The 12,123-nt window shown below is 69.5% G+C and carries 14 protein-coding genes; 5 read left to right on the forward strand and 9 right to left on the reverse strand.

Annotated features, from left to right (window positions below; genetic code table 11):
• Positions 1–11: 11 nt before the first annotated feature.
• A complete protein-coding gene (locus tag JVH1_RS37030) occupies positions 12–1,058 on the forward strand; it encodes an iron-containing redox enzyme family protein (RefSeq protein WP_043777349.1) in 1,047 nt (348 codons plus the stop codon).
• 3 nt (positions 1,059–1,061) lie between these two features.
• On the opposite strand, the gene JVH1_RS37035 is transcribed toward JVH1_RS37030, so the two are convergent.
• The 3 genes from JVH1_RS37035 to JVH1_RS37045 form a co-directional block, all read right to left on the reverse strand.
• Entirely contained in the window at positions 1,062–2,447 is a 1,386-nt protein-coding gene (locus tag JVH1_RS37035) for a wax ester/triacylglycerol synthase family O-acyltransferase (RefSeq protein ID WP_009472628.1), read from the reverse strand.
• Positions 2,448–2,566: 119 nt separating this feature from the next.
• On the reverse strand, positions 2,567–3,733 hold the full coding sequence (locus tag JVH1_RS37040; RefSeq protein WP_051033622.1) for an AI-2E family transporter: 1,167 nt from the start codon (positions 3,731–3,733) through the stop codon (positions 2,567–2,569).
• Positions 3,730–4,176 carry a DUF6292 family protein gene (locus tag JVH1_RS37045; protein ID WP_043777387.1) on the reverse strand — a complete coding sequence of 149 codons (447 nt, stop codon included), beginning with the start codon at positions 4,174–4,176 and terminating at the stop codon, positions 3,730–3,732. The genes JVH1_RS37040 and JVH1_RS37045 overlap by 4 nt, the downstream gene beginning before the upstream one ends.
• Positions 4,177–4,297: 121 nt before the next feature.
• On the opposite strand from JVH1_RS37045, the gene JVH1_RS37050 reads away from it, so the two are divergent.
• Positions 4,298–5,008 (forward strand): enoyl-CoA hydratase/isomerase family protein, encoded by a 711-nt coding sequence (locus JVH1_RS37050; RefSeq protein ID WP_043777346.1) that lies wholly within the window; start codon positions 4,298–4,300, stop codon positions 5,006–5,008.
• 107 nt (positions 5,009–5,115) lie between these two features.
• Positions 5,116–5,553 (forward strand): cupredoxin domain-containing protein, encoded by a 438-nt coding sequence (locus JVH1_RS37055; RefSeq protein ID WP_009472624.1) that lies wholly within the window; start codon positions 5,116–5,118, stop codon positions 5,551–5,553.
• Between the two features lie 4 nt (positions 5,554–5,557).
• Here JVH1_RS37055 and JVH1_RS37060 read toward each other — a convergent pair whose 3' ends face one another.
• Genes JVH1_RS37060 through JVH1_RS37070 form a run of 3 tightly spaced genes read right to left on the reverse strand, consistent with a single transcriptional unit; the run spans position 5,558 to position 8,095 of the window.
• Positions 5,558–6,010 carry a nitroreductase/quinone reductase family protein gene (locus JVH1_RS37060; protein ID WP_043777344.1) on the reverse strand — a complete coding sequence of 151 codons (453 nt, stop codon included), beginning with the start codon at positions 6,008–6,010 and terminating at the stop codon, positions 5,558–5,560.
• An 8-nt stretch (positions 6,011–6,018) separates the two neighbouring features.
• Complete coding sequence (locus JVH1_RS37065; RefSeq protein WP_009472622.1) at positions 6,019–6,921, reverse strand: DUF4436 family protein; 903 nt, start codon at positions 6,919–6,921, stop codon at positions 6,019–6,021.
• A gap of 13 nt (positions 6,922–6,934) precedes the next feature.
• Positions 6,935–8,095 carry a zinc-binding dehydrogenase gene (locus JVH1_RS37070; RefSeq protein WP_009472621.1) on the reverse strand — a complete coding sequence of 387 codons (1,161 nt, stop codon included), beginning with the start codon at positions 8,093–8,095 and terminating at the stop codon, positions 6,935–6,937.
• A gap of 123 nt (positions 8,096–8,218) precedes the next feature.
• Here JVH1_RS37070 and JVH1_RS37075 point away from each other — a divergent pair, with 123 nt between their 5' ends.
• Positions 8,219–8,755 carry a carboxymuconolactone decarboxylase family protein gene (locus JVH1_RS37075; RefSeq protein WP_009472619.1) on the forward strand — a complete coding sequence of 179 codons (537 nt, stop codon included), beginning with the start codon at positions 8,219–8,221 and terminating at the stop codon, positions 8,753–8,755.
• 41 nt (positions 8,756–8,796) lie between these two features.
• On the opposite strand, the gene JVH1_RS37080 is transcribed toward JVH1_RS37075, so the two are convergent.
• Positions 8,797–9,222 (reverse strand): hypothetical protein, encoded by a 426-nt coding sequence (locus JVH1_RS37080; protein ID WP_009472618.1) that lies wholly within the window; start codon positions 9,220–9,222, stop codon positions 8,797–8,799.
• A gap of 46 nt (positions 9,223–9,268) precedes the next feature.
• On the reverse strand, positions 9,269–9,955 hold the full coding sequence (locus JVH1_RS37085; protein WP_009472617.1) for a phosphatase PAP2 family protein: 687 nt from the start codon (positions 9,953–9,955) through the stop codon (positions 9,269–9,271).
• 104 nt (positions 9,956–10,059) lie between these two features.
• On the opposite strand from JVH1_RS37085, the gene JVH1_RS37090 reads away from it, so the two are divergent.
• Positions 10,060–10,737 carry a response regulator transcription factor gene (locus JVH1_RS37090; protein WP_009472616.1) on the forward strand — a complete coding sequence of 226 codons (678 nt, stop codon included), beginning with the start codon at positions 10,060–10,062 and terminating at the stop codon, positions 10,735–10,737.
• On the opposite strand, the gene JVH1_RS37095 is transcribed toward JVH1_RS37090, so the two are convergent.
• Positions 10,710–12,113, reverse strand: coding sequence for a cell wall metabolism sensor histidine kinase WalK (locus tag JVH1_RS37095; RefSeq protein WP_009472615.1), 1,404 nt, complete (start codon positions 12,111–12,113; stop codon positions 10,710–10,712). The genes JVH1_RS37090 and JVH1_RS37095 overlap by 28 nt on opposite strands.
• Positions 12,114–12,123: the final 10 nt, after the last annotated feature.

The raw sequence follows: 12,123 nt of genomic DNA on the forward strand, positions 1-12,123 counted from the left end.
ACTCTCGGTCGATGTCGGACACGGTCGCGCAATCGGGAACGTCCATGCCCTTTCCGAAGCCGCGTGGGCCTGTCAGCGACCTCCTGTTCTCCATTCTGCGCGCAGACGTCGCCGATGCCGAACCGTTCGTGGCGGCGGCACGCTCCCTCGCCTCGTCGGCGCGCGACAGTCCGCGGGCGTTCCTCTTCGACGAGGACGCGCAGATCTGCCTGACCGCGCTCTACGAATTGCACCTGCAGGGGATCACCGGTGTCGGCGACGAATGGGAGTGGAACAGCGACCTGATCGCCGCCCGGTCGGCGCTCGAGGTTCCGTTCGACGCCGCGATCCGTGACGTCGCCGACGCGCCGACCGGCGCCGACGACGTGGTGGCGGCACTGTGGGCGATGACCGCCCCCAGCACGGCGCCGGGGCTGTCCGGTCACATGGCTCACGAGGCGGATCTCACCCAGTTCCGGGAACTGCTGATCCACCGTTCCCTGAACCAGTTGCGTGAGGCCGACGTGCACACGCTCGGCATTCCGCGGCTCGCGGGCGCGCCGAAGGCGGCGCTGGTGGAGGTGCAGTCCGACGAATACGGCGGCGGCAGACCCGAGCGGATGCACTCGGCGCTGTTCGCCACCACCATGCGTGAACTCGGGTTGTCCGACGACTACGCGCACTACATCGACGCGGTCCCCGCCGTGACGCTGGCGTCCCTCAATGCGCTGTCCCTGTTCGGCCTGCACCGCAGCCGTCTCGGGGCCCTGGTGGGACACCTGTGCGCGGTGGAGACCACGTCCGCGTTGCCGAGCAAGAAATACGCCGCCGGACTGCGCCGCCTCGGATTCGGGAAGGCGGCCACCCTTTTCTTCGACGAGCACGTGGAGGCCGACTCCGTGCACGAACAGATCGTCTGCCGCGACCTCGCCGGCGGACTGGTCGCGGCCCGGCCCGACGTGGCCGGCGACATCCTGCTGGGGGCTGCGGCCTGCCTCGCCTTCGACGACCTCGTCGGCGACCACGTCGCACGATGCTGGGAGGAGAACCGCACGTCGCTGCGGCAGCCGCCAGGTTAGGGATCAGGTGCCGGACGCGGCGACCGCGTGCTCGAGATCGCTGAGCGACGTCTCCAGGTGCGTGATGATCCGCTGCAGATGCGGGACGGCGTGCCGATCGCCCACCACGCCGACGTCGAGCTGACCGGACCGGCTGGTGAGGGTGATGCTGAGTGCCTGACCCCCGAGGACCGTCGGCGCCGGATACACCGCGTCGAGGCGGGCCCCGTTCCAGTATCGCGGCCTCGACGGGCCCGGCATGTACGAGATCATCACGTTGAACGGCGGGGGAGTGTCGTCGACGAACCGGCGGACCGGCTCGAGCAGGATCGGGCTGATCGCCAGCGCGCTCATCAATTGGAACTGGGTGTGGCTCAGCGCGCCGAACACCCGGTTGGTGTGCTCGACCGACTCGCTGATGCGGGCGAGGCGTGCCGCCGGATCAGCTTCGTCGGTGGCCAGGCCGACGACCATGGCGCCGACGCCGTGATCGCGGCCGCGCGGTCCGATCATCGTGCCGCCGAGGTCGAGGGGCACGGGCAGCATCGCCGTCAACGGCGCGTCCGGCAGCGCGTACTGCTCGAGAAGATACCGGCGCAAAGCCCCCGAACACATCGCGAGCACCACCGCGTTGATCGTGGTGTGGGCCGCGGTGGCCACCGACACCAGGCGCCGGATCGGCCACGATCGTGCCGCCAGTTTCCGGGCCCGGCCGACCGGAACGTTGAGCATCGTGGGCGGCGACTGCAGGGGAAGGGTCAGATGCTGCTCGCGGACGCCGTCGTAGGCGACTTTCGCGAGCGCGGGCAGTACCCCGACGATGCTGGTGGCGGCCCGCACCCCGGCCCGGACCACGGCCACCGGCAACACGGATTCGCGCCGCGGCACACCGGCGACCCCGGGAGTCCACGGTGCGGGGCAGTCGCGGGCATCGGGGTCGGTCGACAGCGCGTGGTGGAGAAGTCGCAGCCCCGCCGGTCCGTCCATCAACGACAGGTGAATCTTCGAGAACACGGCCGTCCGTCCGTCGGCGAGCCCCTCGATGACGTGCATCTCCCACATCGGGTGCTGCGGATCGAGCGGCATGCCGTGCATCTGGGACACCAGCGACAGCAGGTCCTCCATCCGGCCCCGGCCCGGGACCGCGGTGTGCCGCACGTGGTAGCCGAGATCGATGCGGTCGTCGAACGACCACCAGGGGTAACTGGCCCCGCGGAGCGGGCGTACGGCGCGCCGGCGGAACGTGTCCGACGCGCCCTCGTGCGAGATCAGCGCCTCGAACATGGCCCGGGCATGATCGGGCCCCGACTCGCGCGGCGGTTCGAACAGTTCGAGCGCACCCACGTGCATGGGATGCGACGGCGTCTCGAACAGCACGAACATCGCCTCGGTGGGACTCATCACCGACATCCAGCGCCTCTTTCTCATGCTCGGGACACGGCCCGAGCATGCCCCGGCGCATCCCACGTCTCCAGGGTAAGCAGAACACGGAAACTTCTTCCGCAAGGCCGTTTTCGTGCCCTGCCTCCTCAGCCGCGGTCGAGCTGCGGAAACACCGTCTCACGGGCGAGGAGCAGAACGGCGGCGGCGACGGGGATCGCGAGCAGCGCCCCCACGATCCCCAGCAGCGCGCCACCGATGAGGACGGCGACGACGGTGACCATCGGGGGCACCTTGACGGTGCGGCCGATGATGCGGGGAACGAGAAGATAGTCCTCGAACAGGCGGAGGGCAATGAAGAAGACGATGGTGGCCAGTGACACCGGCAGGGAGACGGTGAGGGCGACCAGCGCCACCACCACGCCGGCGAGGGTGGAGCCGACCACCGGAATCAGATCCAGCACGGCGACCAGGACGGCCAGCAGCAACGGGTAGGGGACGTCGAAGGCGACCAGCCACACGAACGTGAGGACGGCGGTGATCAACGAGATCAGGAGATTCCCGAGCACGTATCCGCCGACCTTCGCGAAGATTTCGTCACCGATCAGGATCGTGCGGGGTCGCCGTGAGTTCGGGGCCAGGCGGTAGATCGACGACCGGATGTGTGCGAAGTCGGCCAGGAAATAGGCGGTGAGCACGACCACGATCACGGTGCCGCTGATGGCGCTGAACACGAACTTGCCCGCACCCACGAGCCCGCCGACCACCATCGGCGCGTTGCTCGCGTCGAGTGCCCGCCGCAGTTCGTCCTGCAGGTGGAAGCGGGTGCTGAGCTCCTCCAATACCGGGTAGCGCTGCTCGAGGTGTCCCAGGTAGTCCGGGGCGTTGTGCACGAGTGCGCCGCCCTGCGTCACCATGGGCGGGATCGCGGCGGCCAGGAACCCGGCCAGCACGGCGAAGGCGAGGACGAAAACCGTTGCGACCGCGGCCCATCGGGGAAAACCGCGCCGCACCAGCCAGGACACCGCAGGTTCGAGGCCGATCGCGAGGAATGCGGCGACGGCGATGAGGACCAGCACCCCGCGGGCCGCGAGAACGACCTCGATCAGGGCGTACGTGACGGCGACACCGGCGGCCCCCGCCATCCCGATGAAGAACGGTGACCGGCGATCGAAGCGCGGTCCGGGCTTCCCGAGCGGATGCGCCGCCGTGCTGATGCGCGCCGCGCCCTCCTCCGCGGCGACGATCGGCTGCTCCTGCGCGGGGGAATGCGGTTGGGCCACGCTGTCGTCGTGGCCCCCGGCGCCCGTGGTCACGGTCGTCTGACGACTCTGTCCCGCCGTCCGCTGCCGGCGGTGTCCCGGCCGATGCGGGGACACCGGTCCGCGGCGGTCGTGCCGGGTCCGGTGCTCGGCACTCCCGGCGATACGGGTGTCGAGCGGCAATAGTCGTCGATCAACTCCACTGCACGTTCCGCGCAGACGGCGGGCGACGGCATCCGCCCGATGCCGAGGCCGTCGATCACGATGACACTGCGGCGGCCCAGTCCTTCGACGCCGAGTGACCAGCCGAACGTGCGGTTCCACGCGAGCACCGCGTTGCGTCCGGGCAGATAGTGCAACCGGAGCGGCAGAACGAGGACCGCTTCGATGCCGTCGCTGTCCCACCAGTCGATGGAGTCGGCGTGAACGGTTCTGGCCACCGTGTGGATATAGTCCCGAACGGTGCGGGTGTCGGCAATGCCTGTTCCGCTCTTCATCGTCCACCGCCTCAGCTGTTTGACGATCGACATACCCGGCCCCGCGACAGTTGAAACTTCACCCACCGAGGTGTGTGTGCTCGAGCGGCGCGACCCGCCCGTCTCCGGGTAGCCTCGCCGCATGCCTTACGTGGAGCGCTCGGAAGATGTGTTCGTCCTGTACTTCGGCGAGGAGGGGGAACCGGACAGCGAGAACGCCTTCCACCCGGATTGGATCGACAGGGTCGACAGCCTCCTCGACTGCATCGAGCAGCACGAGGGTCCCGCCGCCCTGGTGACGACGGGACTCGGAAAGTTCTACTCCACCGGTCTCGACACCGCCTGGGTCGTCGCCAACACCGACAAGCTGAACTCCTACATCGACCGGGTGCAGGCCCTGTTCGCCCGGATCCTCACCTTCCCCCTGCCGACCGTGGCCGCGCTGACCGGGCACACCTTCGGTGGCGGCGCCATCCTCGCGGCCGCCCACGATCACCGGGTGATGCGTGAGGACCGCGGCTACTTCTGCCTGCCGGGCATCACCATCGGGGCGAGTTACGCGCCGGGCAGCATCGCGCTGCTCGCGGCCCGCCTGCCCGCGCAGGCCGTGCACACCGCCCTGGTGACCGGCCGTCGGTACGGCGGCGTCGCGGCAAGCGAACTCGGGTTCGTCGACGAGGTCGCCCCCGAGCAGCAGGTGCTCACCAGGGCCGTCGAACACGCGCAGGGGCTCGTCGCGACCCGCGGACGCACACTCGGTGAGATCAAGTCGTCCCTCTACGCGGACGCCGTCGCCTCGCTCCGCACCCCGGTGGCGAACCTCGAGTCGCAGGAGGCGCTGAACGGCGGCTGACGGGTCGCCGGGTGCGCCGAGGGGTGCCTGCCGTGAAAACGGGTACTACTCCCGCGAGGAGCGGGGCGTCGGGCATCCGTTCTCATCGTCATCCGGAGGCGACCACCATGAAACGCGTTCTGACACTTGTCCTGCCGATCCTGCTGGCCGTCTTCGCGCTGGCCGCGTGCGGAAGTGACGGTGACGACTCGTCCGGTTCGGCGGAATCGGCGCACGGCGGCGACCATCCCATGTCCGGCATGCCGTCGATGTCCATGTCGATGCCGATGTCCATGCCTGCGGGGGCGGGTCAAGCGGGCGGGCAGGAGATCCTGATCTCCGATTTCAAATACACCCTGCCCGGCACGTTCGCGCCGGGAGAAGAGGTCACCGTCCGCAACGACGACACCGCCGAACACACCGTGACGGCAGACACCGGCGACCTGTTCGACGTGGAGGTCGAACCGGGTGCGACCGCGACGTTCACCGTCCCCGGTCAGCCGGGCACCTTCGCGTTCCACTGCACGTATCACCCGAACATGGTGGGCACGCTCGAGGTTCGGTGACCCGTCAGTCGAGCGGCTCGATGCGGAACACCTCGCACCGGTCCGCGGCGGCCGCGAACGCCTCCGGCGAGGAGTTCGCGACCGTCCCGGCCTTCAGGAACATGGTGACTCCGTGCGGCACCCGGATCGGGAACTCGCGGAGGATCCGGCCCCGCTCCGACACGGGCAGGGCGACCAGCCGGACGCGTTCGCGGCGACGCCCCCGCGTCAGCTCACCGCGCCCGGCGGCCAGGGCATTCTTCGCCCAGTCCGATTCGGCGTATCCCGCGACGACGTAGCGCCGGCCATCCACCTCGTACGGTGACACGGGGGTCGACCGGAGCACGCCCGTCTTCCGGCCGGGGACGGTGAGCGCCGGCATCGGCATCGGAACGCCCAGGCGGTGCAGGCCCACGATCACCTTGTTCACGTGGGCGAGATACCAGGGCGGCCGCACTCTTCCGGTCCGGCGCACCATGTCCTCGACTATTCCGAACCCGGCGCTCTCGTGGCAACCACCTCGTGCTGTCCGGGCGCTTCGCTGTCCCGCCACCAGCAGAACACGAACAGGGCCAGCGACGCGACGAGTGTGGAGACCACCCACACCGTGAGGGCGATGTCGACCCACGACCCGATCGGCGGGCTTCCCGGCAGGATGCCACGCAACGGCACGACGGCGAACAGCATCGCGGCCATCCAGCCCAGCATGTCCGTGTTGACGGCGCGCTTACGGCGGAACGTCTGCAACGCGACGAAGGCGGCGAGGCCCGCGAGGATCGTCATCATCAGCAACAGGATTCCGGCGTAGATCAGGTTCCCGCCCGTGCGCGCGAACATCAGCGCGGCGCCGGTACCGTTCCGGGACAGGTCCGTATCGACCGCAACCTCCTCGGCGCGTGCCTTCCACCCGTCGACACGGCCCTCCAGCAGGAGGGCCGTGGGCACCAGTTCACGGTCGGCGCCGAGCCCCTGATACGCCTCCACCACCATTGGATTCACCTCGAACCGGTCGAACGGCCAATAGGCCGCGTTGCCGGTGGCGATGAACTCGGTGTCGAAGGTCGTGGCCGAGGCGCCCGCCCGGAAGACGATCTCCTCGTGGCTGGTGCTCGGGACGAGCAGCAGCGTGATGTCCCGGTTCAGTGTGTCGCCGTTGGCGTGGAGGAAATCCTCACCGACGGTGATGGTCACCTCGGCCTGCACCCGGTCGGTCGTCGGCTGCAGCGACTTCGCCGTCACGAGGACCACGACCTCGTCGCTACCGATCTCGAACGGTCCGTCGTCGTCGGTGCGGCTGCTCAACCCGTACACGGTGAGCGACGCGGCGTAGATCAGCGCGAGGAGAAGCGCCGGGACGGCCCACTGGAGCCGGGGGTGGTGGGATGTCATGGGCATCGGCGAATCACAGCGCGGCGGTCGTGTTCTCGGGGTCGATCAAGATCTTCGCGTGCACCTCGGGGCTGCCGAGCGCGGTGAACGCGGATTCGACACCGGCCAACCCGACCGTTCCGGTGATCAGCGGCGCCGGATCGACCCTTCCGTCGGCGAGCATGTGGAGTGTGTCGCGGAACTCGCGGGGGTCGTAGGCGATGGCGAAGCGCAGGTCGATCTCCTTGTTGATCGCCAGGGCTGGCCGGAAGGTGTCGGTCTCCATGCAGACCCCGACCACGACGACACGTGACCGCAGCGGCGCGCCGGCCAGTATGCCGTCGATGACTCCGGGCATGCCGACGCACTCGAAGACGACCGGCCCGGACGGTGTCGCGCCCACCGCGTCAGCGAGGGCGAAGGCATGCCACCACGGCAGCTTCGGGATTCGACGCAGCCTCTCCATGGTGTCCAGTCCGAGGGCGAGCACCTCCGTGATGGAGGTCGTCTCCCTGCGTCGCGGATAGGACGTCCAGGGCGACGCCGCGGCAGCGTCGACGACGACGTCGGCACCGCATTGCCGGGCGAGCTCCCGCCGTCGGGTGGAGAAGTCGGCGGCCACGACGGTGCGGACACCGGATGCCTTCAGCATGCTGATCACGGCGAGACCGATCGGGCCGCATCCGATGACGATCGCGGTCCGGCGCGTGCCGACGTCGCCCTTCCGCACCGCGTGCCACGCCACCGCCATCGGCTCGGTCAGCGCGGCCGCCTCCTCCGACAGCCCGTTGGGCACCGGCAGGGTCATCGACTCCTGCACCACCACCTGTTCCGCGTAGCCGCCCGGCGCCGAGGCCGACAGCCCGGTCAGGTGGATGTCCGACCCGGTGCGGACGATGGGCAACGCAACCACCGCGGTACCCACCGGCCACCGCTTCCGGCAACCGGGCCCGTAGCCGGCGACGGTGCCGCTGAACTCGTGCCCGAGCACGACCCGCTGGTGGGAGCGCATGAAGTCGCGGTAGCCGGTTTCGGCCGCCAGTTCCGCCATCGCGTCGGCGTGCACGCGGGCGTGCAGGTCCGAGCCGCAGATCCCGCACCGGGACACATCGATCAGCACCTGACCCCTCGCCGGGATCGGAGCCGGGATGTCACCCACCTCCAGGCGAGTCTCGGTGCAGATGACAGCCTTCATGCCGACTCCTCGGGGTGCGGTGGGCCTCCGTTCCGAACGTAGAACACTCCCGTCGCCGAGACACCACGATTGCCGAACGGCTTCAGGGTTGTCCCGCCCCGGCGACGGGTGTAGACCGACAGCATGAGCGTCCTCGGTCAGATGGACTCGTTTCGCCGTGTCTTTCCCACCGCCCGCCGCAACCGGGCAGACCTGTTGCGCTGGTTGCGGCGCCGACCGCAGCTACTCGCCGCCGTCGGGTTCCACGAGTTCGCGCTCGCGACCAGCGCCACGGTCGACCCCCGCCTCAAGGCGCTCGGCGAGATCAAGGCGGCCGCGCTGACCAACTGCGAGTACTGCCTCGACATCGGATCGGCGTTCAGCCGCGCGCTCGGAGTGAGCGACGCGCAGTTGCGCGCCCTCCCGAAGTTTCGGGAGAGCAGCGAATTCGACGACACCGAGAAGCTGGTGCTGGAATTCGCCGAAGCTATCACCCGCACGCCCGCCCACATCGGCGAGGGCCTGCGGCGCTCACTGCTCGCCGAGTTCTCCGAGGCGCAGCTGACCGAACTCGCCGCGGCCATCGCCTGGGAGAACCACCGGGGACGTCTCAATCAGGCGCTCGGTGTGCGTCCCTCGGGTTTCTCCGACAGCGACTTCTGCGTCGTGCCCGAGCAGTAGCCAGCGGAGTCTCCGAACGAGGTCCGATCGACGTCAGACAGTCAGCGGCAGCGGGAACGCGACAACCCGTCGAGCACGAAACCCAGCCCGATGCCGAGCAGCCACACGTCCTTGGCGACGGCGATGCCGTTCTCGTTCGGCCAGATGCTGCCGGGGTTACGCAGTGCAGGCGTCCTCGCGTACATGGCCACGAGGCCGCCGGAGAACCCGGCGAGCGCCGCCCCGGCCACGGCGGAGGGTACGAACGGTGTGAGCAGCGCTGCGCCCGTGCCGATCTCGGCGACCGACAGCAACTTGATGAACCGTTCCGGCGGAATCGCGTTCAAGAACGGGAACGCCCCCGCCGCCATACCGTGAATGCCCTGGGCGGTCTGCTCGTCCGCCGACCATTTCTGTATCCCCGCATGGAGGATGAAACCCCCGGTCGCGATGCGCGCGGGAAGGTCGCCGAGTGTGGTCAGTCGCATGGTGGTCTCCTGTCGTCCGGGTCGAACCAGAGAACTGTTCCCCACCTCAGCCTCCCACTCGGTCGAGGACCGCGAGCGGTTTCGGCGGAGCGACGGCGGCGAGCAGACGGTGGACACGCTCGTACGTGGCGGCGCCTACCGTCACGAACACCGCGCCGAGGATCGCGCCGGCGACGACGTCGGACATCCAGTGGACACCGAGGTAGACGCGGGTCACGGCAACGATCACCACCCCGCACCCGGCCACCGCCGCGCCGCACACCCGGACGCGGAGATGCCGGCGGCCGAGTAGGATCGCCGCCGTGACCCCGAGCAGGGCCGCGGTGCCCGTGACGTGCCCGGACGGGAACGAGTAGTCCGTCTCCAGGACCTCCTGCAGGTCGACGGCCGGCCGGCTGCGTTCGACGACCAGCTTCAGGGCCGTGCTCGCCGCGGTGGCGGCCCCGACCGTCCCGACGACGACGGCCGCGGGGATCGCGGAACGCCGGCGCCAGGCGAGGGCGAGCCCGCAGATCACGGCGAGGGCCACGGTGGCGACGGGGCTGCCGAGGGCGGTGACGAGGAGAGCCACATGGTCAAGGGTGGCGGAGCGGTGACCGACGACCCACGACGTCGCGGGCACGTCGGCACCGGTCAGTGGGCCGCCGTCGCGGACCTGCACACAGAGCACGGCCAGGATCAGCGTCAGCGCGGACACACGAAGCCCGGCGGTGGCGGCGGAGGTGTGGGGCATCCGGCCAGTGTCGTCACCGCCCGCTGTGGGAACGCTGAGAGCGCGTGGCCCACCCCGCGGCGGTCTGTTGTACTGAAAGTCGCGGGGCACAGGGAGGAGCGCGTGTGCGAGTTCTTCTGGTCGAGGACGAACGGCGTCTCGCCGAGACGGTGCGCCGTGGACTGACGGCCGAGGGGTTCGTCGTCGACGTCGAGCACGATGGCCTGTCGGGTTTCGAGGCGGCGCTCAGCGGCGACTTCGACGTGGTCGTCCTCGACATCATGCTGCCCGGGAAACACGGGTACGACATCGTACGGGACCTGCGGCGTCGTGAAGTGTGGACTCCGGTGCTGATGTTGTCGGCCAAGGACGGCGAATACGACCTGGCGGACGCGTTCGACCTCGGCGCCGACGACTATCTGATCAAACCGTTCTCGTTCGTGGTGCTGGTGGCCCGGCTGCGGGCGCTGGTCCGCCGCGGCGCACCGCGGCGTCCCACCGTCCTGACGGCGGACGGCCTGGAGCTGGACCCCGCCCGGCATCGGGTCACCCGGGACGGCACCGCGCTCGCGCTGACGCCCCGCGAATACAGCGTCCTGGAGTTCTTGATGCGGAACGCCGGATCCGCGGTCACCAAGCAGGAGATTCTGCAGTCGGTGTGGGACACCCACTACGAGGGCGACGACAACATCGTCGAGGTGTACATCGGTTACCTGCGACGCAAGGTGGATACCCCGTTCGGCAGAAACAGCATCGACACCGTGCGCGGGGTCGGTTACCGGCTGAAGTCCGGAGACGACTGACGGGTACCGTCCGCGGGGAGGGTGATCACGAATCGCGCTCCGCCCGTGCCGCTGTCGGTGACGTCGATCGTGCCACCGTGTGTCGCGACGATCTCGGCGACGATTGCCAGGCCCAGTCCCGCACCGCCCGAGTCGCGGGTACGGGGGGTATCGAGGCGGACGAACCGTTCGAATATCCGCTGCCGATCCGGCACAGCGATCCCCGGCCCGTCGTCGGCGACCTCGAGGACGGCGCCGTCGGACGACGTCCGGCAGTTCAGGCGGATCTCACGCCGGGCGTGACGCCGCGCGTTGTCGACGAGATTGCGCACCACCCGCGCCAGTTGCTGCGGGTCGCCGACCACGCGGACCGGCGCGATCGCCGTCCGCACCACCAACTCCGGCGACATGTCGCGCACGCGGGCACTCTCGGCGTACATCAGGTCGTCGATGTCCACGTCCACCGACGTGTGGGTGAGCCCGTTCTCGTCGGCCCGGGCGAGGAGCAGCAGGTCCGCGAGGAGATGGTTCATGCGGCGCGCCTCCGGTAGCAACGACTCGTCGACCAGCGACGTGTCGACGAGTTCGGGCCGGGTGTGCGCCAACTCCAGAGCGGCCGTGATCGTGGCGAGCGGACTCCGCAGTTCGTGCGACGCGTCGGAGACGAATCGTTGCTGCGCGCGGTGACCGGACTCGAGCCGGCCGAGCATGCTGTTCATCGTTTCGGCGAGCCGCGCGATCTCGTCCTGGGTGTCCGGCACCGGGACTCGTTCATCGAGTCGGTCGGTGGAGATGGCGGCCACTCGCGCCCGGATTCGTTCGACGGGCAGCAGGGCCGCGCCGACGAGACGGTAGCTCGCCACCGCCACCATCGCGACCACGACGGGGCCACCGATCGCCATCAGGAGGGCCACGGTGCCGAGGATGCCCTCGATGGGTTCGCGGTCCGCCCCCACCACCACGGTCGCGGGACCCTGCGGTGACTGCGCGCCCCGTTCGACGATCCAGTAGTCGGGTTCGTCGCCGAGGTCGATGTTGCCGAGGTACCGGGATTCGCCGGGCGGCACCGGCTCGAACGTGACAGGGAGACGGTCGGCGCCGGGGGAGGTGGCTACGACGGTGCCGGCCGAGTCGATGACCTGGATGGTGCCGACCTGGCCGTCGGTCGCGAACAGCGAGCTGTCGAGGCCCCCGGGTGCCGTGGTCCGGAGTTGCTCGACGATTTGCCGGGCGCGGGCGTCCGCGGCGTCGCGCGCCGAGTGCTCCAGTGTCCGGTACAGCACCAGCAGTAATGCTCCGCCCGCGAGGACGAGGCAGATGGTGACCACCAGGGCGGCGGCCGCCGCGGACCGGGCGCGCACGTTCCACGACCTCGGGTGGAGCAGATTCCGATCCATGGGGTTCAGT

The organism is Rhodococcus sp. JVH1, from assembly GCF_000280725.2.
Lineage (GTDB): Bacteria > Actinomycetota > Actinomycetes > Mycobacteriales > Mycobacteriaceae > Rhodococcus_F > Rhodococcus_F jostii_A.